The organism is uncultured Jannaschia sp. (assembly GCF_947503795.1).
Lineage (GTDB): Bacteria > Pseudomonadota > Alphaproteobacteria > Rhodobacterales > Rhodobacteraceae > Jannaschia.
Genome location: NZ_CANNEZ010000002.1, coordinates 15,617 through 39,509, shown reverse-complemented (window position 1 = coordinate 39,509; position 23,893 = coordinate 15,617). Strand labels below are relative to the sequence as shown.

Below are 23,893 nucleotides of genomic sequence, written 5' to 3'. Positions count from 1 at the left end.
TGCAATGGACGGAGTTCCCATGACACAGCGGACAAGCCGGATCGCGGCGCTTGCACTCGCCACGACCCTTCTCGCCACCCCGCTCGCCGCGCAGGATGCGACGGCCGAGGACGCGGCCCCCGAAGGCCCGGCCGAGGTGGCCAACAACACGCTGTTTGGCGACTGGCTCGTGACCTGCGAGGCGGTGACCGTGGCGCGCAATGTCTGCCGCCTCGTGCAGGAACAGAAGCTGCGGCAGGGCGACGCTCTGGTCGCCCGGTTGATCGCCTTCCCGGTCGAGGATGGGGGCGCCGTCCTCCTTGCGCAGGTGCCGATCGGCGTCTACCTGCCCGGCGGCGCGGTCTTCCGCCCCGAGGACGATGCCGAGGCGGATCAGATCGAAATGGTCTGGCAGCGCTGCCTCGGCGATGTCTGTGAAGCAGCCCAGGCGCTGGATGCAGCGGCACTGGAGGCGCTGGACGCGTCGGGTGCGATCCTCTTCGGGTACCGCGCGGACGTGAATTCGAACCCCATCGTCACGCGGGTCGACATGACCTACTTCAAGACCGGCCTCGATGCCTTGCGCGTCCCGGAGTAGATGACGGCCCGCCCGACATATCGCATCCGGATCGCGCCGCTGGCGCGCGGGCTGACAGGTCTCCTGTCCAGCTCGGCGATTGTCGTGTCCTCCGTCCTGCCCGCCTGGTCGCAGGTCGAACTGACCGAAGGGGCGGGCGGTGCCGGCACGAGCCTGACCGACACCACCATATCGGTCGATGCCACCGATCCCACCATCAGCACGATCACGACGGGGTCCATCTCGAACAACGTCGCCCTGAACGCCTTCCGGCGCTTCGACATCGGGGCGGGCGAGACGGTCAACCTCGTGCAGCCGGACGGAACCGTGGCGCTGGTCAACGTCGTCAACGACGCCTCCGGCGCGGCCAGCCGGATCGACGGCACGCTCAATACGCTGAAGGCAGGCGACGCGGCTGGCGCGAACACCAGCCGGGTCTTCCTTCTCGACCACAATGGCTTCGTCGTCGGCGGCACGGGCCGGATCAACGCCAACACGCTGATCATGTCGACGGCGACAGCGGCGTTCGGGGCGGATGTGCTCTCGGGCAGCAGCGATGCGATGGACACGCTGATGGCTGGGGAGGAGCCATTGGCCGATGCCGACGTCACGTTCGCGCCGGGCTCGATCGTCAACGTCACGGCGCTGGAGCTGAATATCGGCGCGGCGCTGGTCCTGAACGGTTCGGTCACGGTCGATGCCCCGGACCAAGAGGGCAGTTCGGTCCCCGTCGCCGTGAACACCAGTGGCATCCCGCAGGCCACCGGCGCGCGGGTCGAGGGCGGGGTTATCCGCTTCGGTGCCGGCAGCGCGTCGGTCGGTGGCAACATCCGGGCCGCGCGGGGCGGGCGCGGCGGGCAGATCAACGGCGCGGTCGCCTCGTCGCTGACGATCCGCTCGGGCGCGGTCCTCGACGTGTCGGGCATGGCACTGGACGGCGGCACGATCCTCTTCGGCGGCGCCGAAGACGGCGATTTCGTGGGCGCGCCCGACAGCGTGCTGACATTCGAGGCGGGCAGCACGGTCGATGCGGCCTCGGCGGGCGGTTCGGGCGGGTTCCTCTATGTCAGCGGCGCATCGGTCCGCTTCGGCGCGACGATGGATCTCGGCCCCGAGGGGGGCGCGCTTCTCGACGGGCGCGACATCGCCTTCGCGGGGACGACGACAACCGGCGGCGGCGACCTGGCCGCCTTGGCGCGCCGCGCGATCGCGGTCGAGGCCAACGCCCGGATCGACACGACCTCCGGCGCGGTGGGCGGTGACCTTTCGCTGATTGCACCCTCCATCGACGTGGCGGCCGGTGCGGCTCTCGACGCGGATGTGGCGGGACCGGATGCGGGCGGCCTGATCGCCCTTCTGGCCGACCAGACGATGGCCGAGATCGGCCTGCCCGTCGCGGAGATCGGTGCCACCGCCACCATCGCCGTGACCGGCGCCACGCTGACCGGCGGAGCGATCGTGGTCTCCGCGCTGGCCGCAAGCAGCAACAGCATCGACGACGCGACCGCCGCCGCGGTGCAGGGGCAGATCGACCAGTCCGAGGAGGATGACGGCGCCATCACAGCGGCATTCGCCCTGCTCTCGGACGGGTTCGACGCGCTTGCCCGCACGGGCGCGGATGCGTTCGGTCAACTGGCGCCGCTCCAGATCCGCGATCTCGACGCGACCGCGACCATCGCGATCACCAACTCGACCCTCACCGCGCGCGGCAACTGGTCCGGGGCCGGGCTTGCGGCGATGGCGCCCGATGCGGTCGAGGGCGATATCGCCGACAATGGCGTTCTGCGCGCCGATGGCATGCAGACACGCGGCTACACCGCGCTTGCCGGCGATCCGCTATCGGCGCTGACGCGGCTGCCCAACGGGTTCAATCCGCGGACCCAGTCGCTCTATGTGCATGCCAATGCCGGGGTGGACGTCGCGATCGATCCGCTCGCCCTCGTCCTGAGTGCGGCGACGTCGGTCACGGATGTCACCGCCACCGTCCGGATCGACGACAGCGCGCTGACCGCGATCGCGGGCGACATCGCGTTGACCAGCAGCGTGAGCGAGGCGGTCGATATCGAGCTGGTGACCGCCGGTCTGGGCGGCTTCGCGGCTTCGACGGTCGTGAATACGCAGAACAGCCACAACCAGCTTCTGGTGCGCGGCGGCTCGATCACGGCACGCGACGGCAATCTGCGCGCGGCGGCCCTGACGGGAAAATCGCGCGAGATCACCAATCGCGTCGGCGCGGGCAATGGCGGCCAGGGCGCGGTCGCGGTCACCGTTTCGCTGGGGTCGAGCTTTACCGAGGCCGCCATCGGCGGCCAGATCACCGCGCGCGACATGTCCCTGAAGGCAGAGACGATCCGCTTCGAGACTGCCAGCGAGACGGTCAGCACGCTCGGCGGCCCCGACACGGCGGGATCGCTGGCGACGACATCGCCCGCGGCCGCCGCCGGACAGGTCGCGGCCATCGCCGTGCGGTCGCGCCTGCAGGGCGAGGGCAGCGACGAGGACGCGACGAAGAACAAGCTCGCGACAAGCCTCGCTTTCGACATCCAGATCGACACCGCCCAGACCTTCGCCACGCTGGGCGGCAGCTATCGCGACCCGTCGGGCAGCGGCGCGGACCTGACGCTGGCCGCGCCGACGGTCGACCTGAGCGGTGCGCTGACGCTCGCCGCGACCGAGCGGTTCGGTCGCTTCGACGAGGGCGGCGCAGCACTCAACCGGACCGTCCGCGCGCAGACGCAGGACGTCAACAGCTTCATCTCCCGCCTGCCGGGGCTCGGGCGCGGGCCGGAGCAGGGGACGGACACGGTGCTCGTGAGCGCCTTCTCGATGTCGCAGATGGCGGGCCAGGTGCGGGCCGAGATCGGCACCGGCGCGACGGTCACGGCCGCCGACGTGACGGTCGACGCGGTGACGCAATACCAGACGACCGAGCAGCTGACCAACTTCCGGCAGCGCTGGGCCGTCTTCATGGACGAGCTTTCGACCATCGATCCGGGCTTCGTGACCGGCGGGGCCGGCGACCTGCCCGATCTCGACGACGCGACGGACGGCCTCGTGTTCGCGACGACGTCGACCGGTTCGAAATCGGTGCAGGCGGCGTCGGCGCGCAACGACCAAAGCTACGCCATGGGCGCGAATATCAACGTCTTCGAGACGGACAATTCCGCCGTCGCCCGGATCGCCGACGGCGCTCGCGTCACGACCGCCGGTGACGTCACCGTCCGCGCGCGGCAGGAGGCCGTGTTCACCCACATGTCCGCCGCCTCCGAAGGCGGCTCGAGGCTGGCGCCCTCGGGCACCGCGTCGAACCTGATCGGGGCGTCGGTTTCGGTGCCGCGAATGCTCAGCTCGGTTCTGGCCGAGGTCGGCTCGGGCACGGTCATCACGGCGCGCGACCTCAACATCCTCGCCGAGACGGACGTGATCCAGATCGGTGTCGCGCGCGCGGGCGGATCGGCGGCGAAGGCCTCGATCAACGGCTCGGTCGCGGCGAACCTCTTTGAGACGACGACCGTCGCGCGTCTGGGCGAGACGGCCCGCGTCGCGGCGCGCGAGGATATCCGCATCGAAGCCATCGACCGCAGCATGCTGCTCTCGCTTGCGGGCACCAAGAGCGGCAGCGGCAGCATCGCGTTCGGGGCGTCGGGCGTCGTCAACCTCGTGCGGCGCGACACGCGGGCCGAGATCGGCCGCGCCGACAACGCCGCGTTGCAGGCAGCCACCGTCGACAGCGTGATTTCGGCCCGCTCGCTCAGCCTGCGGGCGGGCAATACGGGCCTCGTCTTCGGCAGCGCACTGGCCGGATCGAAGGTCGCAGGGTCGGCGGCCGGATCGGCGGCCGAGGGGGCCGAGGACAACGATCAGGAACTGGCGGTGCCGACCGCCTTCCTCGATGCTGACGACGCGGCGGCGGTCGAGGCGCAGGCCGAGAACCAGACCGCGCCCGATGCGGGCGGCGCCACGGGATCGGCGGGCTGGGCCGTGTCGGGCGCGGTCGTGCTCAATCTCTTCCGCACGAATGACGCGCAGACGAATATCACCACGGCCTCGCGCATCGACCTGACCGAGGATCTAGCGCTTCTGGCCGACAACACGGCGCTTGATATCGGCCTCGCGGGCGGCGTGGCCTACGGGCTGGGACTGGATCTCGGTGCCAACGCGCTTGCGGGGGCCGTCGCCGTCAAGACCGATGACCGCGACACGCGCGTGGCGCTTCGCGGCGTGACCATCGACGGCCGCCGCGTCGATGCCGAGGCCCGCGACGCGGCCCGCAGCGTCAATGTCGCGGTGGGTGGCGCGGGCGGAAAGAACGCGCTCGTGACGCTGGCCGGGTCGGTCACGACGAATATCGAGGGCGGCGAGACGGGCGTGAGCCTGACCGACGCGGTCGTGACCACGCGGACAGTGACGTCGGTGCTCGCGGCGAACACGGGCCAGCAGTTCGGGATCGCCGGGGCGGTGTCCTACGGTGCGGGCGGCATGACCAGCGCGGGTCTGGGCGTGGCGGTGAACGTGTCGAACCGCGATGCCCTCCTGGACGCGACGCGGGCGCGGCTGACGGGCGGTGCGCTCTCGCTCCGGTCGCTGACCGAACTCGAGGTCTACGGCGCCGCGGCGGCAGCGGGTCTGGGCAAGCTGTCGCTGGCGGGCGCGGCGGTGGTCAACACGGTGAACGGCCGCGCGGAGACGCGCCTGAGCGAAACGGAGGCGGACGGCCCCGCCATCGCCATCGCGTCCGAGGCCGGCAATGCGCTCTGGGCCTATGGCGGCGCGCTCTCGGTCGGGTCGACCAAGGCCCTCGGCATGGCGATCACCACGAATATCCAGAACGGCGGCGCGCAGACGATCCTGCGCCGGTCGCAGGTCACGGGCGGCGGCGTGGAGATCGGGTCGCTGGGCGCGGCCACGCTGACCGCGCGCGCGCTGGGTGTCAGAAAGTCGGGCACCGGCGCGGCGGGCCTCGCCATCGCGGTGAACCGGACGGGCATGGACGTGCTGACCGATCTCGACGGCAGCCGCATCGTCACGAGCGGCAACCTCGCCGCGCGGTCGGCGGCCCGCGTCACGGCGTCGGGCCTCGCGCTTTCGGCGGCGATCGGGGGCACGGCGGGCATCAACGGCACGGCGACCTATAACGACGTCGCCAACACGGTCGCCACGCGGGTGCGCGACAGCACCGGCAGCGGCGCGCCCCTGCTGATGGCGCGCGGCAGCCTCGCCCTTCTCTCCGAGGCCGAGACGCGGATCACGCTTCTGGGCGGCGGCGATGCTATCCCGAATGCGAACGGCAACCTCAGCGGTGGCGGCACCGCCGGGATCGGCGCGTCCATCACCGTCAACAGGACCGACAACAGCGTCACGACCGAAATCACGGATGCCGCGGTGGTACAGGCGTTCGGCCAGGCGGCGCACGACCTCGGGGCGCGGCTGGGCGTGCGCCGGGGCGCCACCGTCGACGCTTTCGCCGACACGGAGGTCGAGGCGCTGGCGGTCAGTGCGGCGGCGGCGGGCAACGCCGCGCTGACGGGGATCTTCGTCTACAACACCCTTTCGGACGATGCGCTGGTCGCGCTGGGCGACGGGCGGGACGTCCAGCTGAACCTGCTCGCCACGCTCGATGCCGCCGGGGCCTCGGAGCTGGGCGGCACGCTCGACATTCTCGGCGCACTGGGCGTTGCGGCAGGCGGCACGCTGGTCACCGACGCGGCGCAGGCGACGCGGGTGGCCGCACGCGTGTCCAACGCCGCCGACACCTTCGCCGTCGCGGCCGCCGTGTCCGGGGGGGCATCGGTCGGGGCATCGGGCACGGGCACGCTGATCGACAGCACCGCGACCGTGCGCGTGAACACCGCGCGCATCGGCGCTTCGTCGGCCGTGGACGTGAATGCCGACGTGTCGTCGCGGCTTTCGGTGATGTCCTTCGGGGCCGCCGGGGGCAAGGCCGCGGGCGCGGCCAGCGTGGCCTACAGCGCCATCCGCAGCGCCGCGCTGGTCGACCTGGCGGGCGCCCGGATCACGTCGCGCGGCACGGCGGCGGTGACGGCGACGACCGCCTCGGACATCACGGGGCTGGCGGGCAATGTCGCGGGCGGCGGCGGGGCCGGCGCGGGGAGCGTGCTGGTCAACGTGCTCGCCGCGTCCGCCGAGGTCCGCAGCCGGGGCGCCACGGAGCTGCGCTACAACCTGCGCGACGTCGTCGGGCCGGACGGCATCCTCGGTGACATCCGACCGACCTACATCCCCGGCGTCATCGCCGCCGAGGGAGATGTCGAGATCGCCGCAACGGTCGAGAACGTCGTCACCAACACCGCGATCTCGGGTGCCGCAGGCGGCGGCTTCGTCGCGTTCAGCAGCGCCATCGACCTGGTGGAGAGCCGCGCGCTGGTCGATCTGGGCGACGCGCAGACCGTGACCGGCGCCGACGTGGCCATCGCCGCGACCGAACAGACGCGGCTGACGAATGATGTGGGTGTCCTGGCCGCGGGCGGGGCGGGCGCGGGCGGATCGCTGGAATACGTGGATTTCGCGGGGAATGCGTCTGTCCTGATCGGGGACGAGGCCCGGCTGACCGCCCGCGGCAGCCTCGATATAAACTCCACCGCCGACCGCCAGGTGACGGGACAGGTCGGAATGGCCAGCGTCGGCGGCGGCACCCTGACGGCGGCGATCTCGATCCTGAATCTCGGCGGCCTCGCGACCGAGGCAAGCGGCGAGGGCGCGGCACTGGTCGGGGCGGCCACGGGTGCGCTGGCGGGCGACCCGACGTCGGATGGCGGCGCCGGATCGCTGGGCGGGATGTCCACGCGCGCAGGCGCCGACGGTGCGGCCTCCGGTGTCGAGGCCGATCAGGCCACGCTCGCCATCGGGACGAGCGGGCGGACCGACAATGTCGGCGTGACCATCGGCGCGAACGCGATACTCACAGCCACCGACCGGATCGATATCGACGCGAGCATCGCAAACGGCCTGTCGCAGCGGGTCGGCGTGGTCTCGGCCTCCGCGGCCAGCCTTTCGGCGGCCGTCGGGGTCACGCAGCTGTCATCGACGGCGACGGTCGCGATCGGCAGAGGCGCAGCCATCCTGTCAGACGGGGCGATCGCGATCGCCAGCACCAGTGGATCGCGGCCCGGCGGGAACTCGGTCGACGCGACGGTCTTCGCTGCCGCCGCATCGGCGTTCGGCAATGTGGGCGCGGGGCTCGTGGTCGTCGACGTCGCGACCCGGACCAGCGTCGATATCGCCGACGGGGTCCGCATCGGGAATACGGCTGCCACCGATTACGGCGCGGCGGTGACGACAGGCGACCCCGCCGCGGCCCTTCAATCTTCGGTCGCGATCACCAGCCGCCGGGCCGACACCGTCGCCGCCGAAGTCACCAGCATCGGCCTCTCGGCGACCGCATCGATCGGCGCGGCCATCGCCACCGCGACGAACCGGGGCACCTCCGACATCGATATTGGCCGAGGCACCGGCCCTGAGGCGATCATCAACAGCGGCGCGGTCACCCTTGCCGCGAGCGACGACGGCCGGGTGTCGGCCACGACGCAAAGCGCGCAGGGCGGGACGCTGGCGGGTATGAGCGGCGCGATCTCGACCACCGAGGCGCGGGGCGCCACGCGGATCGCCCTGACGCGGGCCACCATCGACGCCCGGACGCTCGATCTGCGCAACACCAGTGCGGCGCGTAGCATCGCCACGGCGCGGGGCCTGTCGCTCGGGGCGCTGGCCGTCGGGGTGACGACTGCCGAGGCTCGTGGCGACGCGGTTCTGACCACGACACTGAGCGGCGTCCGGATCGACGCCGTCGATGTCGAGATCCTGACGGAACTGTCGAATGCGCGCGGCACCAACGTCGTGGCGGATGCGACGGCGGGCGCGGGCGGGATCGTCGCGGGCGGCGGCGCGGTGGCGCGGGCGCTGTCGAACTACACCGCGCGCACGCGGGTCGAGGACGGGGACGATCCGGATCGCCGGACCACGATCCTCGGGGTGGACCGCGTGCTGATCGAGACGCGGGCCGCGGGCTATGGCAGCCAGGCCACCGCGTCGGGCATCACGGCCGGTGCGCTGGCCATCGGCGTCGTCATCGCCGAAGCGGGCCAGAAGGGCGACGGGCGCCGGGGCCGCGTCCTGACCGAGATCGACAGCGGCGCCATCAGCACGTTCGGCACGCTCTACGTCGCCAGCGACAACCGCCAGGCCGTGACGGTCGACGTGACCTCCGGGTCGGGCGGCCTGGCCGCGGGGGCGGGGGCCGAAGCACGCAGCCATGTCGACACCGAGACGCGCACGACCGTCGGCGCGACCCGCGCGGGCGCCGCGGGCCGCGTGGTCCTTACGGCGGGCAACCCGCTCGACCCCGAGTCCACGCGGCTCAACGGCGGCCTGAGCGTCCGTGCCTCCGAGGATGTCACGCTCCAGAGCCAGCTTGATAACACCAGTGCCGCCCTGCTGGGCGTGTCGGGCGCGGTCGCGACCAGCAGCATCGCGAGCGATGTCGACGTGCTGATCGGCGGGCGCACCGACGCCTATGCCAACGCCTTCATCGTCGCCGCGACCTCCAAGCTGACGCGGCCCACGGGCCCCTACAACATCAAGTCGGCTTCGGGCGGCGGGGTCGCGCTGGCGGCCATCTCGTCGGATATCGAAGCCGGTTTCGCGACCGACGTGACCGTCGAGGACGCCGCGCTGATGGTGCAGATCGGCGACCCGAACCGCGCGCGGTCCTTCTTCATCGGGTCCGAGACGACACTATCGATCAAGGACAAGCTGATCCTCGACGCGGGCGGCGCGCTAGCCTCGCCGATCGGGCGCAGCGATGTCGATGTCACGCAGGTCGGGCGCGTCGAGATCGGGGCCGTCCGGCTGATCGCGGCGGGCGATCTGGAAATCTATGCCGGCGGCTCCTCGGATATTCGCGCCGAAGCGCATTCGACCTCCTACGGTCTCGCGGGCACGGCGTCCGCTTCGACCTACGCCACGCTCAACGCCATCAACCAGGTGAACATCCGGCCCGGTGCGGATCTCCTGTCCTACAGCGACATCGTACTGCGCGCGGGCTATGGGCGCAGCGGCGCGCAGGAGATCGACGTCAACGCCGAGGCGCGGTCCTTCAACCGGACCGCCATCCCGATCAATATCGACCCGATCGCGGACGCGACGGCCAACCTCACCTCCGAGGTGAATATCGGGGCCGCGACCCGCGTCATCGCCTACCAGGACATCACGATCGACGCGACAGCGGGCGAGCGGAACGTCGTCGGCTACGGCCTCGGCAAGGATTTCTACCGCGAGCTCATCTCGGATGCGGCGTCGCTGGCGGGCGTCTCGCTCGTCCTCGATATCAAGCGCGGGACGAGCACCGATACCGGCCGCGGCACCGTGACGGTCGATGGCGAGGTCCGCGCCGGAGCCTTCGCCCGCCGCATCCTCGCGCTGAACGAGGCGGACGTGCTCGACAACAGCCAGGTCGAGACGAGCCTCGACAGCGGCGTCTTCGAACGCGACGCCGACGCGCCGGACCCGAGCCTCTACCGGGTCGAGCGGGATGTCGATCTGGGTGCCCTCTATACAAGACGGATCGCCGAGCTTCAGGACCTGATCGACGACCCCGCGACCTCCGGCGCCGACGCCGCGCGCTATACCGCGAGCCAGGCCGTATTGGTCACCCGTCGTGCCGAGCTGGCGGGCCAGACGTCCAGCGTCATCACGGTCGACTACCTGCGCGCCTCCGAAGGCAGCGTCCGGATCACCGGCGACGCCCTGACCGGAGGCGCGACGGGATCGCTCTATGCGGCGGGCGAGGCCGATATTCTCGTCCAGTCCACCTCGGGCGCGCAGCTCAACGTCAGCGGGCTCGAGATCACGGATGTCGAAGGCGGAGAGATCACCTTCAACCAGGCCAATATCGCAGCAGGCTCGCCGCTCTACGATTTCGACGTCGGCTATGGCCGCCTCGTGGACGGGGCCAATACCATCACGATCCTGACCTACGAGCCGTCGACCGGGTCGCCGGGGCCGGCGGCGGTGGGCAATGTGGACGTGTTGGGACAGCTCGCCAATTACGCGGGCGACGTCATCATCAATACCGAGCTCGGGTCGATCAACCAAGGCGCCCCGATCACCGCCGAGGACGTGACCATGACCGCGCCCTTCGGCTCGATCAATGTCGACCCGATCCCCGGCGTGGACAACAAGGGCGGCGCGCCGACGGTCACCTACCGCAACCTCGTGAACGGGGCCGAGAACTATTCCGACTTTCTCTACGACACCTTCGTCGTGGGCTTCGGACGCAACGTGTCGCGCTACGATCGCACGGGAACCATCCCGGTCGCGAGTTTCTACACGCTGCCGCCCAGCGGGTTCATCTCGGCGGGGCGCGACCTGACGTTGCTGGCTGAATACACCAATATCAACACCCTGATCCGGGCGGGCACGGGCGCCTATGTCGTCGATATCGGCGCCGGGATCGACACGGTCGTGGCCAACCTGCGCACGCAGGGCGGCACCGGGCGCGTCCGTCTCGACAGCGCCACCTCCGAGTTCCGGCCGGGGGTCGTGCGGACGGACCAGATCTCGTCGAACACCAACGCGCGGATCTTCTACAACTACGAGACCGACCAGATCGAGATCGAGGACATGCGCGTCCGGGGCGGTGCCATCTACATCACGTCGAGCGTCGTCTCGACCGGCTCGGGCGTGCTCGAGGCGGTGGACGGCTACGGCTCGCTCACGCTGACCTCGGAGGCGATGACGGATGTCGTGCTGCATTCCGTCGATCTTGGCGGATCGGCCAATGGCACGGCGCTGGCCGGGCTCGTGCGGATCACCGACCTCTCGAAGCTGTCGAACCTGACGGTCGACGGCCGCCGCCAGTTCCTGACGACCGATTACCGCAGCGTCGGCGGCGTCGTCAGCGTCTACGACAACAATCTCGCGGCTGATGGCAGCGGCGGTCTGGAGGAATACACCGACCCCGCGACGCAGAACAAATTGCTGCGCCCGGCGCGCGAGATCACGGCGTCGAAGACCGGCGCGGGCGGCACGCTCTTCTACGATCCGACGCGAGGGCAGGACTACGTCGCGATCACCGAGGAGACCTATCTCGTCCGCATGGACCAGTACGACGTCGCCATCGTGACCGGCAGTTGGACCCCGTCGCGCCAACTGGCGTTGAGCGCGTGGTATCGCAAGGCGCTCGTGCCGAACTCCACTGCGGGGATCGTCGCCGGCACCTCGCGGGATCTCGCATCGGCGCAGTTCGACGCGCCGCGGATCGCCCCTTCCGTCGGGAACTACGCCTACCGCTACGCCTACACGCGCCAGAACACCCGGATCGCACCCGACACGAGATCCTATCAGGTGACGCTCGCGAACGGCCGGCGCGAGACCATCCAGATCGACCCGAGCCTCTATGCCGAGATCGACGCCAGCCGCGACCTTCCTGTTACGCCGGTCAACAAGTCGGGGCCGTCGGCCGGCTTCACGCGCGACCTCAATATCTATCCCGGCGACCAGAGCTACTATTCGCTGATCTATGACATCGACCCGACCCTCCGGGCGGTCGAGGATGAACTCAACGGTCGCCACAAGATCATCGACCGCCGCTCGGCGTTGTTCTTCGAGACCGAGCGCCACGAGCATCGCTTCAAGGCGGATTACGACATCGCGGTGCGGTTCTCCGGGTCGCAGGTCGCCGACACGTCGATCATGACGCGCGGCAACGTCATCCTGTCCGAAGACCTCAGCAACCGGTTCTCGGATACCGCGATCACGTCGCGGGCCGGGTCCATCCTGACGGCGCAGCCGGGCGTGGACCTGAAGGTCGGGAACCTGTCGCTCAGCGCGGAGGCCGGTCGGATCGGCGGCGTGCGCGGGGCCATGCGGCTCGACCTGACCGACGGCGCGACGCTGAACGCGTCGGCGGCGAACGGCATCGACCTCTTCCAGACGACGGGCGACCTGCGGATCGGCACCATCTCGACGACGGCGCGCGGCGCCACACCCTTCGGGGCGCAGGTCGGGGCCATCACGCTCGAGGCGCAGGGGAGCATCCTGCAGGCCGACACCGCCGCCGCGCGCATCTCGGGCTCCGACGTCAGTCTGACCGCGCGCTCCGGCATGATCGCCCGCGCCGGAGCGGCAGGTCCGGAGGCCCTGCGCCTCGACACCGAGGAGGGACGCCTCGACGCCACGGCGCAGGGCGACGTGTCGATCCGCGACGTGGCGGGCGATCTGGGGCTGGGCGAGGTCGCGTCGATCACAGGGTCGGTCACGCTGGACGCCGCGGCCGGCCGCATCCTCGACCGCAATAATGTCGAGCAGCGCGACACGCGCACGCTGGCACAGCTCAACGATCTCTGGGCGCAGGAGCTGGGCCTGACCGTCGGAACGGCGGCGTTCGACGCCCGCCGCACGACCCAGATCGACGCGCTGGAGCTGGCCAACACCGCGGCCTACCGCGCCTATTGGGCCCGTCGCACCGCCGCCGGCGGGACGGGCGACCTGACCTTCGCGCTCGACGCCTCGGTCGAGGCGCAGATGCGCGCGGGCACCCAGGGCGATGCCGCCGTCGATGCCTATATCGCGGGCCAGCAGGACCTCTACGATCAGTGGAACGCGGACGGCGCGTTCGATGCGTCCTACCGTTACGCGGCCAGCGCGTCCGAGATCGCGGGCATCACCGAGGGCAACGCGTGGACGATCGCCGATCTGACCAGCAGCATCCGCCGTGGCCTCGTCCTAGAGACGGGCGACACCAAGGTCCGGATCGAGACGCCCAACGTGACCGCACCGGGCGACATCTTGCTGACCGCGCGGGACGGCGTGGGCGAGATCCGCGATCCTTACGTGATCGTGAAGCCCGTCGCGGGCGCGTCGCTGACCGAGGCCGATATCGCCGCGCTGGCCGTGGCCGACAAGGAAGACCTGGGCGAGGATGCCGCAGGGAACACGACCATCCGCCAGGAAGAGGACGTGAATTTCGCCTTCGTCGCGGACCCGACCGGCGCGATCACCGGCACGCTGTCGGCCGGGAGCGCGGCCAACGAGATCTACCTCGCCGCCGAGACCGCCGCCCGCATCGCGTCGATCGAGGGCGAGGCCGCGGTCGAGTTGCGGATCAGCGGGGCCATGACGCAGACCGGCGCGGTTCCAGTCTCGGTGATCGGGCGGGACATCGTCCTCGAATCCGGGCTCGATGCCGGGATCGGCAGCGCCGCCGATCCCCTGAGCGTCGGCGTCCTTGCGGGGGGCGGGCTGACGGTTCGGGCAGGCACCGACATCTTCATGCGCGCGCCCGCCACGGGCGGGCATTCGGGCGATATCCCCATCGCCTCGGCCTTCGCGGGCGGTGTGCTGGACCTTCGGGCCGACGGCGCGGTCACGTCCAGCGGGACGGGCGCGGACGACCGGATCATCGCCTCGGATATCGTGATCGCCGCAGCCGCCATCGGCACAGCTTCTTCGCCGCTGGGCCTGCGCCTCGCCGACGGGGCGAGCGGACAGGTCGACCTGCTGTCGCGGACGGGCGGGATCGACGTGTTCTCGACCGCCGATCTCGTGCTCGGGCGCTTCGAGAGTGCCGCGGGTGGTGGGCTGGCGCTGCGGCGCGGGGCCGATCTCGTGCTGCGTGGAGCGGATGTGATCCGGTTCGCGGCGACCGATGACCTCGTGCTGGAGGTCGATGGCGACCTCGACGTCACGGCGTCCACCGGCGTCGCGGTCGCAGGCGGCGGGCTGACGCTGCGGAGCGGTGGCACGATCGGCGGCGCGGACCTGCCGCTGACGACCGGGGTCGCGCGCCTGTCCTACGGCCCGACCGCGACGGCCCTCGCGGATCGCGCGCTGGGGCTCTACCTCGCGAATGCCGGCGATCTCGCCGTCGGCGACCTCGTCTCCACCGACGTGGCGGCCTCCGAGGCTGTTCTCTCCACCACCGGCACCCTATCTGCCGCGCGGATCGAGAGCGGCGGGCGCGTCGCACTGTCGAGCGGCGGGGCGATGACCCTGAACCGCGCCCGTGTCGCGCGGATCGACTTGCGGACGACGGGCGGGGGTGCCGACGTCACGCTGGCCGACCGGGATGTCACGATCGAGCGGATCGCGCTGGGGGGCGCTGGTTCGGCGCTGAACCTGGCCGTCACAGGCGGCGACGCCCATGTCGCGGCAGGCGGGATCGTGGCGGACGGCGCCATCGCCCTCGTCGCCGACCGGGACGTCACGATGGCGGAGGGCGCGTCGATCTCCGCGACCTCCGGCCCGGTCTCGGCGCAGGTGACCGGCGACCTGACGGTCGGGCGGATCGCCACGGGCAACGCGTCGGCCGACGCGCTGCGCCTTACGGTCGGCGGCACGCTGCATCCCGCCGGGACGGGAGCTACAGCCCCAGCACTCGTCGCCAACGCGGCGGGCGCGGTGACGACGCTGCGGCTCGGGGCCAGTGCCGCGACCGGTGCTTCGGGGCTGGCCGTCGCGCTCGACACGCTCGACGCGGAGGTCACGGCGGGCGACCTGCATCTCTACGAGACCGACGCCATCACCCTGCGCAACCTGCGGACACCGGGCGGCCAGGTCGATCTCTTCGCGGATGGGGCCGTGACGGTCGAGGCGGTCACCGCCGCCAACGGCATCACGCTTGCCGCGGGCGGCGACCTGATTGGCGACACCGCCCTGATGGACGCGCCGCGCGTCGCGCTTTTCGCCTTCGGGGGCTCGTTCACCGACGGGGTCGGCGGTGCGTTCCGGGGCGATGTCACCAACGGCAGCGATCTGACCCTCTATGCCCGCGATCACGTCCGTTACACCGAGGCGGCCGGACCGCTCGACGCGCGCTACGCGGTGGCCCAGACCGGCGATCTGGAACTGACGACCTCTGACGCCAACGCACCGCTGTCGGTCGGCCTGCCGGGCGCGGGCGGGACGCTGACCCTCTCGACCACGGGCGACATGACCATCGATATCCTCGGGACCGGGACGCTGGACCTGATCGACGAGGGCGCGCTTGCCCTCGTCTACCGTGGGCCGAACCCCTATGGCACCATCGAGATCCCGGCGCCCGAACGGCTGCGCCTGATGGCGCGCGGGCCGGGGGCGACGCTGACGCTGGGCCGCGCGCATATCAAGGGCGAGGCCGATCTGCAGGCCGATGTGATCCGCGCGCGGATCGTGGACGAGACGCCCGAGGACGGCGTCGACCTGCGCCTGTCTGGCGTCGGAGGCGTGGCCGCCACCCGCGTCGATCTCGACGTCATCGCGGCCGGTCCGGGCGCGCGGCAGGGTGCGGCCACGGTGTCCTTCGGGCGCTTCGGCACCGGAACGATCACCACGACGGGCCCGTCCATCGCGACCGAGGATGTCGTCATCGGCACCGAGGCGTGGTTCCGCCAGAACGGGTTCGACCTCTTCGCCAAGACGAGCTTCGACGGGATCGTCCCCGATGCCGATGCGCAGCTTCTGGCGCTCGAGGAGGTGGGCGGGATCCGCGTGCCGGGCCGCGTGACCTTCACGCTGGCGGAGGGACGGCGCCTTGAAAGCGAGACGCTCGTGGTCAATCGCAGGCTGGAGGATGTCGCCGTCGACACCGCGCGCTCCTATCGCGGCAACGTGCTCTCCGAACTCGTGCAGACGACCGGTGCCGACAACCGCGCATCGACCGCGCGGGACGGGACGAGCACCCGGATGCTGCCCCTGAACTTCGATCTGCGGTTCCTTGGCCAGCCGCAGGGCACGGCGCGCGACGACGCGGTCCTGCGCCTGCCGCTGGTCATCGCGCGGAACTGAGCAGCGCGTCAGTCGTCCGGCTGCGACGGCCCCCGCGCGCCGAGCCGTTGCGACAGGGTCTCGGCGGCGGCGGTGACGAGTGCCGCGAATTCGGCGATCCGGTCCGTCGCAACCCGGCTGGTCGGACCGGAGACGGAGATCCCCGCGATCACGTCGCCATGCAGGTTGCGCACCGGGGCCGCGATGCAGCGCATGCCTTCGTTCCGCTCCTCGTCATCGACGGCATGCCCCTGCCCGGCGATCCGCGCCAGCTCGGCCCCGAGCGCCTCCGCATCCGAAATGGTCTGCGCGGTATAGCGGGGCAGGGGATCGGGCAGGACCGCATCGCGCCGCGCCTCGGGCATCGCGGCCAGCAGGACCTTTCCGATCCCGGACGCGTGCAGGTCCGCGCGGGTGCCCGGCGGAAAGAACGCCCGGATCGGGGCATGGGTCTCGATCTGGCTGACGAAGAGGACGCTGTCATTCGAGCGGATGCCGAGATTGGCCGTCTCGCCCGTGGCCTCCATCAACTCGCGCAGCGGGGCCTGCGCGCGCTCGATGAGCGAGGTGCGCCGCAGGAAGGTCGAGCCGATCTGGAACGCGCCCGGCCCGACATGCCAGGTCTGGTCTGACGCATCGAGCTCGACGATCTCGTGAGCCTGCAGGGTTACCAGCACGCGGTAGGCGCTGGCCGTGGGGTCGCCCGTCGACTGCGCGATATTCGAGAGCGTGGCGTCCTGCATCGTGGACAGGGTGCGCAGCAGACGCATCGCACGGTCGACGGCCTTGATCGTGTTCTGGTCAGTGCGGTCGTTGAAGGCCCGCGGCCGCCCGCGTGGCCGGGGGCTGCGATCTTCGCCGTCGGGAGAGGTCATATTTCTGCTCGTTCCTTGCGCATGGCGCGATCTGAAAAATATAACGCACTGATACGAAATGAATATATCTCCTGTGTCGAAAATGAAAACGTTTTTTAAAAAACTTTGAGATACGAGGGGCTTGGTCTAGGGAAGCCGGACGTCGCTTATCGGAGATCCTCATGAACCCCCAGAATCCCGTCTTCATTCCCGGTCCGACGAACATGCCCGAGGCGGTCCGGCTGGCCTGCCACATGCCGACGATGGACCACCGGTCCCCTGCCTTCGCGGATATCCTGCATCCCTGTCTGGACGGCGTCCGCCAGGTGCTGAAATCCGAGAGCGCCGAAATCTTTATCTTCCCGTCCACCGGCACCGGCGGTTGGGAGGCGGCGCTGTCGAACACGCTGTCGCCCGGCGACACGGTGCTCGCGGCGCGCAACGGCGTCTTCAGCCATCGCTGGATCGACATGTGCCAGCGGCACGGGCTGGACGTGCAGGTGGTCGAGGTGCCCTGGGGCAGTGGGATCGACCTTGCCGCCTACGAGGAGGCGCTGCGGGCCGATACCGGCCACAGCATCAAGGCCGTCCTCGCCACGCATAACGAGACGGCGACCGGCGTGAAGTCGGATATCGCGGGGGTGCGGCGCGCGCTGGATGCGGCGGCTCACCCGGCACTGCTGCTGGTGGACGGGGTCAGCTCGATCGGGTCGATGGACTTCCGCTTCGACGCGTGGGGCGTGGACGTCGCGGTCACCGGCTCGCAGAAGGGCTTCATGCTGCCCGCCGGTCTCGCCATCGTCGGGTTCAGCGAGAAGGCGATCCGTGCAGGGGCGAACGCGACGCTGCCGCGCACCTATTTCGACACGGCCGACATGACGAAGGGCTACGCCGCGAACGCGTTCCCCTACACGCCGCCCGTGGGCCTGATGAACGGGCTGAAGATGTCCTGCGGCCTTCTGCTGGACGAAGGGTTGGAGAACGTCTTCGCGCGCCATCACCGGATGGCCGAGGGCGTGCGCCGCGCCGTCGGCGCCTGGGGCCTCGAGCTCTGTGCCGAAATGCCCGAGGTCTATTCCGACAGCGTCTCGGCCATCCGGACGCCCGCGGGCTTCGATGCCACCGATATCGTGACCGTCGCTGCGCGGGACTATGACATGGCGTTCGGCGTTGGGCTGGGCGAGGTCGCGGGCAAGGTCTTCCGCATCGGCCATCTCGGGGCGCTGACGGACGCGATGATGCTGTCGGGCCTCGGCGTGGCCGAGATGGTGATGGTCGATCTCGGGCTCGACGTGACGCTCGGGTCGGGGGTCGCGGCGGCCCAGGACTACTACCGGCATGGCAATGCCCAGCAGAAGGCGGCAGCGGAATGAAGGACGTCAACGGACTGGATATCCCGACCTTCGACGATGTCGTCGAAGCCCATGCGCGCATCGCGCCCCACATCCACCGGACCCCGGTGCTGACCTCGTCGTTCCTCAACGACATGGCCGGCTGCGAGATGTTCTTCAAATGCGAGAACTTCCAGAAGGCCGGGGCCTTCAAGGTGCGCGGCGCGTCGAACGCGGTGTTCGGCCTGAGCGACGAGATGGCGGCCAGGGGCGTGGCGACCCATTCGTCGGGCAACCACGCGCTCTCGCTGAGCTATGCGGCCGGGCGGCGGGGCATTCCGTGCCACGTCGTGATGCCGCGCACCGCGCCGCAGGCCAAGAAGGATGCCGTGCGCGGCTATGGCGGGATCATCACCGAATGCGAGCCCTCGACCACCTCGCGCGAGGAGGTGTTCGCCCAGGTGCAGGCGGAGACGGGCGCCGATTTCGTGCATCCCTACAACGACCCGCGCGTTATCGCCGGACAGGGAACCTGCAGCCGCGAGTTCATGGAGCAGATGGAAGACCAAGGCGATCCCGTCGACATGATGGTCGCGCCGATCGGCGGCGGCGGCATGATTTCGGGCACCTGCCTGACGCTCAGCCACCTCGCGCCCGGCGTCGAGATCATCGCGGCCGAGCCCGAGCAGGCCGATGACGCCGCCCGCAGCTTCAAGGCCGGTCATATCATCGCCGATGACGCCCCCGTCACGGTCGCCGACGGCCTGAAGGTGCCCCTGAAGGAGCGGACGTGGCACTTCGTGTCGAACCACGTCACCGACATCCTGACCGCGTCCGAGCAGGAGATCATCGACGCGATGCGTCTGACCTGGGCGCGGATGAAGATCGTGATCGAGCCCAGCTGCGCCGTGCCGCTGGCGGTCATCCTGAAGAATCCCGGCGTCTTCGCGAACAAGCGCGTCGGCGTCGTCATCACCGGCGGAAACGTCGATCTGGACAAACTGCCCTGGATGCAGGGCTGAGGAGGACATCATGAAGGACCTGAATTTCGACGAGCTCGAGGTCGGCTACGACGTGCCGGCGATCCCCGGCATGGACGAGGCCGACATCCAGACCCCCGCGCTGGTGCTGGACCTCGACGCGCTGGAGCGCAACATCAAGAAAATGGGCGATTTCGCCAAGTCCAAGGGCATGCGCCACCGCAGCCACGGCAAGATGCACAAGTCGGTCGATGTCCAGCACATGCAGCAGGACCTTGGCGGGGCGTGCGGCGTCTGCTGCCAGAAGGTGTCCGAGGCCGAGGTCTTCGCGCGCGGCGGCATCACCGACATCCTCGTCTCGAACCAGGTGACCCAGCCCGCCAAGATCAAGCGGCTCGCCAACCTGCCGAAGCTCGGCGCGCGGACGATTTGCTGCGTCGACGATCTGGACAACGTCGCCGATCTCTCGGCGGGCGCGGTCGAGGCGGGCACCGAGATCGAATGCCTGGTCGAGATCGATTGCGGGGCGGGGCGCTGCGGCGTCACCACCACGCCCCAGGTCGTCGAGATCGCCAAGGCCATCGACGCGGCCGAGGGTCTGCGCTTCGCGGGGCTGCAAGCCTACCAAGGCGCGATGCAGCATCTCGATAGCTATGACGAACGGCGCGCCAAGACCCAGATCGCCATCGACATGGTCCGCGAGGCCGTGGACGCGCTGAAGGCCGAGGGGCTGGATTGCGATATCGTCGGCGGCGGCGGCACGGGATCGTATTATTTCGAGAGCGGATCGGGCGTCTTCAACGAGCTGCAATGCGGCTCCTACGCGTTCATGGATGCCGATTACGGCCGTATCCTCGACGAGAACGGGAACCGGATCGACGAGGGCGAGTGGGAGAACGCGCTCTTCATCCTGACCTCCGTGATGAGCCACGCGAAAGCCGACAAGGCGATCGTGGATGCCGGCCTGAAGGCCCAGTCGGTCGATAGCGGCCTGCCCACCATCTTCGGACGGACCGATGTCGAATACGTCAAATGCTCCGACGAGCACGGCGTCGTTATGGACCCCGACGGTGTCCTTAAGGTGAACGACAAGCTCAAGCTCGTGCCCGGCCACTGCGACCCGACCTGCAACGTCCATGACTGGTATGTCGGCGTCCGCGGCGGAAAGGTCGAAACGCTCTGGCCCGTCTCGGCCCGCGGCAAGGCCTACTGAACCAAGCCCCGACGGGCGGCGGAGCCTTTCGCCGCCCGTTCCATGTCCGGAGATTGCCCATGCTCATCGTTCCCGAATCCGCCATCGCGGACCTCATGACCGCCGACGAGTCCTTCACGGCCGTCGAAGCGGTCTTCGCCGCGATGTCGCGCGGCGACGCCTACAACTTCCCCGTCATCCGCGAGGCGATCGGCCATGCAGACGCGCTCTACGGGTTCAAGTCCGGGTTCGACCGCGCGGGCCTGAACCTCGGGCTGAAATCGGGCGGCTACTGGCCGGGGAACGAGGCCAGGGGCCTGACGAACCACCAATCGACGGTGTTCCTCTTCGACGCGGATACCGGCCAGTGTCGCGCGGTGGTGGGCGGCAACCTGCTGACGGCCCTCCGGACGGCGGCGGCCTCCGCCGTCTCGATCGCGCATCTCGCGCGGCCGGACGCCAAGGTCCTCGGCATGATCGGCGCAGGGCATCAATCGGTGTTCCAGATGCGCGCCGCCGTGCGCCAGCGGTCCTTCGAGAAGGTCGTCGGCTGGAACTACCACCCCGAGATGCTCTCCCGCCTCGCCGACTGCGCCGCCGAGCTGGGCCTGCCCTTCGAGGCCGCATCGCTGGAGGAGCTCGGCGCCCAGTCGGACGTCATCATCTCCATCACGTCGTCGCAGGCCCCGTCGCTGATGGATGCCCATGTCGCGCCGGGCACGCATATCGCCTGCATGGGCACCGATACCAAAGGCAAGCAGGAGGTCGAGGCCGCGATCCTCGCGCGCGCGACCGTCTTCACCGACGAGGTTGCGCAGTCGATCACCATCGGCGAGGCGCAGCACGCGGTGGGGCAGGGCCTCATCGCCGAAACGGATGTGAACGAGATCGGCGCCGTCATCAACGGCACCCATCCGGGGCGCACCTCCGACGAGGAGATCACGCTTTTCGACGGCACCGGCGTTGGCCTTCAGGACCTCGCCGTCGCAAGCGCGGTGGTCGAGCGCGCGGTCGCCGCGGGGGTGGCGATCGAGGTCGCGTTCTGAGGCGGCGCGGCCCGTATATCGATACATTTGAATAGAATGCGCGGCAGATTCCGGCGCGGTAGTGTGACGGGCCGATGCGGCCTTAAGGTCGCGTAAAGGCGGGACGCCTATCCGAGGGGCCATAGACCCGAAGGTACGGATGGGGGCCTTGGACAACGTAGTCGAAATACTTGAGTGTGCGTCGCTGCTTCTGCTTTGCGGGGTCACGCTGATCGTCGTGCGCGATATCGAGACGATGTCTCCCTTGGCGCGCAAACTCCTCCTCGGGCTCGTATTTTCGGTCATCGGCATCCTCGTGATGCACAACCCGGTCGAGCCGTTGGAGGGGGTGCGGATCGATCCGCGCGCCGCGGTCATCGTGCTCGCCGCGACCTTCGGGGGGCCGGTCCCCGCGATCATCACCACGGTGGCCCTCCTGATCACGCGGTACTCGGCCGGCGGGGTCGGGGCGACCGTCGGTCTCATCTACATCGCGGCGACCGGATCCGTCGCGATCGTCGCGTGGCTCGGATGGCATAAACTCCTTCGCCTGCCCCTCGACCGTATCTACGTCATGGTCCAGGCGCTGGTCGCCGGCGGCGTGCCGGTCGCCGTGATCCTGATCTTCACGACGACCCCGCCCGAGATCTACTGGCGCAGCATCGCGCTCACCTGGCCCGTCAACCTGCTCGCGGTCTGGTTCGTCGGCGACTTCGTTCTCAAGAACGCGGACCGGCGGGCGATCATCCGCGCCCGGCGCGAGGCCGAGGCCAAGACGCGCATGATGGCCGCCTCGGCATCGGTCATCCTCTTCGAGATCACGCGGTCGCCCGGCGCCGATGCCCGGTTTTCCTTCGTGACCGGCGCCACGCGCCAGATCCTGGGCCAGCACGATGCCAGCCTTCTGAACCAGACGACCCTTTTGGACGGGGCGATCGCCGACGCCGATCGAGCGGCCCTGGTGGAACGGCTCGAGGAGGCGCGGGTGCGCGGTCACGCCGTCTCGATGGAATTGCCGTGCGAGGTCGACGACGGTCCCCGGATCTGGCTGCGCGTGTCCGCGGACTACCGCGAGAAACGCGGCCCCGACCACGTCTGGGAGGGTATGATCGCCGACGTCACCGAAGAGCGCCGCACCGCCGAGATGAAGAACAATTTCATCTCGGTCGTCAGCCACGAGCTGCGAACACCGCTGACGGCCATCCAGGGCGCGCTCGGCATGGTCGAGGCGGGGGCCGGCGGTGAACTGCCCCCCAAGGCCGCGCGGATGGTCGAGATGGCACGCCAGAACGGCGCCCGTCTCGCGCGGCTGGTCAACGACATCCTCGATATCGAACAACTCCAGGAAGGGCGGATGCGCTTCCTCCTCCGGCGCGAAAGCGGGCGAACGATGGTCGAGACGGTGATGTCTTCGCTCCAGAATTATGCCCCCCAACGAGGGCTGACCTTCGCCCTCCGGGACGAAAGCGAGGGCGCCCATATCCTCGTCGACCGGCAGCGCTTCGAGCAGATCCTCAGCAATCTGATGTCGAATGCGCTCAAGTTCTCGCCCGACGGGGGGCGCGTCACGCTGGGCATCGATCTCGACGGAACAGACGTCCTGATTTCCGTGACCGACCAGGGGGCCGGCATCCCGAAGGAGTTCGCGCCGCGCATCTTCGAGCGGTTCGAACAGGCCGAGGCCCCCGACACCCGACGGATGAATGGCACCGGTCTTGGCCTCAACATCGCCCGCGCGCTCACCCTAGGCATGGGTGGCGAGATAGATTTCGAGAGTTCCTCCCACGGCACGACCTTCGTCCTGCGCTTCCCGCTCGCGGATGCCGTCCAGAAAGACGGCTCCGACGCCTCCACGACACTCCCAAAGGCGGGCTTTGCCGAAAAGGACCCAATCCACCCCGCAGCAACCCCGGCTCTCGCCGCGATGGCCCGCCCGGTGGGCTGATGCCGAAGTAGCGGTGGTCACTTACGAGGGTGGGGAGGCGTGGCACACGATCCGAAAGCCCGTCGCGCCATGGGGCCGGACGCGCGGTATGGAAGCTCGCTTCAAAGCGCACGCCGCGATCGACCCGCTGTGTCTTGCACAGTTGCCCAGCGACATATGCTACGGTCGATGGAGACGAGTGGTCGCGCCGGGCTTTGGTGCCACCGCGCAGGAAGGGCCGTCGGTCCGCGCGGCCTCTCCGACCATGTTCC

General features: G+C 69.7%; 8 protein-coding genes. 7 read left to right on the top strand and 1 reads right to left on the bottom strand.

Going from position 1 to position 23,893, the window contains the following annotated elements; all coding sequences use genetic code 11:
* The first annotated feature begins 19 nt into the window (after positions 1 to 19).
* Positions 20 to 577, top strand: coding sequence for an invasion associated locus B family protein (locus Q0833_RS12590; RefSeq protein WP_298435250.1), 558 nt, complete (start codon positions 20 to 22; stop codon positions 575 to 577).
* Positions 578 to 16,336, top strand: a complete 15,759-nt coding sequence (locus tag Q0833_RS12585) for a leukotoxin LktA family filamentous adhesin (RefSeq protein ID WP_298435247.1) — start codon at positions 578 to 580, stop codon at positions 16,334 to 16,336.
* An 8-nt stretch (positions 16,337 to 16,344) separates the two neighbouring features.
* Here the strand turns inward: Q0833_RS12585 and bhcR are convergent, their stop codons facing one another.
* Positions 16,345 to 17,190, bottom strand: a complete 846-nt coding sequence (gene bhcR, locus Q0833_RS12580) for an HTH-type transcriptional regulator BhcR (RefSeq protein WP_298435245.1) — start codon at positions 17,188 to 17,190, stop codon at positions 16,345 to 16,347.
* A gap of 161 nt (positions 17,191 to 17,351) precedes the next feature.
* On the opposite strand from bhcR, the gene bhcA reads away from it, so the two are divergent.
* The 5 genes from bhcA to Q0833_RS12555 all read left to right on the top strand — a co-directional run bounded on the left by bhcA (position 17,352) and on the right by Q0833_RS12555 (position 23,642).
* Positions 17,352 to 18,542, top strand: coding sequence for an L-aspartate--glyoxylate aminotransferase BhcA (bhcA, locus tag Q0833_RS12575; protein ID WP_298435242.1), 1,191 nt, complete (start codon positions 17,352 to 17,354; stop codon positions 18,540 to 18,542).
* A complete protein-coding gene (gene bhcB, locus Q0833_RS12570) occupies positions 18,539 to 19,522 on the top strand; it encodes a beta-hydroxyaspartate dehydratase BhcB (RefSeq protein ID WP_298435239.1) in 984 nt (327 codons plus the stop codon). Before bhcA ends, bhcB begins: the two co-directional genes overlap by 4 nt.
* Before the next feature lie 10 nt (positions 19,523 to 19,532).
* The gene (gene bhcC, locus Q0833_RS12565; protein WP_298435236.1) at positions 19,533 to 20,693 is read left to right on the top strand and encodes a 3-hydroxy-D-aspartate aldolase BhcC; all 1,161 of its coding nucleotides are present in this window, start codon (positions 19,533 to 19,535) and stop codon (positions 20,691 to 20,693) included.
* 59 nt (positions 20,694 to 20,752) lie between these two features.
* Entirely contained in the window at positions 20,753 to 21,718 is a 966-nt protein-coding gene (gene bhcD / locus Q0833_RS12560; RefSeq protein ID WP_298435234.1) for an iminosuccinate reductase BhcD, read from the top strand.
* 148 nt (positions 21,719 to 21,866) lie between these two features.
* Positions 21,867 to 23,642 carry a sensor histidine kinase gene (locus Q0833_RS12555; RefSeq protein ID WP_298435231.1) on the top strand — a complete coding sequence of 592 codons (1,776 nt, stop codon included), beginning with the start codon at positions 21,867 to 21,869 and terminating at the stop codon, positions 23,640 to 23,642.
* Positions 23,643 to 23,893: the final 251 nt, after the last annotated feature.

Excerpts from the sequence above, each read along its gene's own strand:
- bhcR (WP_298435245.1), bottom strand. The coding sequence starts at position 17,190 with ATGACCTCTCCCGACGGCGAAGATCGCAGCCCCCGGCCACGCGGGCGG.
- Q0833_RS12585 (WP_298435247.1), top strand. The coding sequence starts at position 578 with ATGACGGCCCGCCCGACATATCGCATCCGGATCGCGCCGCTGGCGCGC.
- bhcB (WP_298435239.1), top strand. The coding sequence starts at position 18,539 with ATGAAGGACGTCAACGGACTGGATATCCCGACCTTCGACGATGTCGTC.
- bhcA (WP_298435242.1), top strand. The coding sequence starts at position 17,352 with ATGAACCCCCAGAATCCCGTCTTCATTCCCGGTCCGACGAACATGCCC.
- Q0833_RS12590 (WP_298435250.1), top strand. The coding sequence starts at position 20 with ATGACACAGCGGACAAGCCGGATCGCGGCGCTTGCACTCGCCACGACC.
- bhcD (WP_298435234.1), top strand. The coding sequence starts at position 20,753 with ATGCTCATCGTTCCCGAATCCGCCATCGCGGACCTCATGACCGCCGAC.
- bhcC (WP_298435236.1), top strand. The coding sequence starts at position 19,533 with ATGAAGGACCTGAATTTCGACGAGCTCGAGGTCGGCTACGACGTGCCG.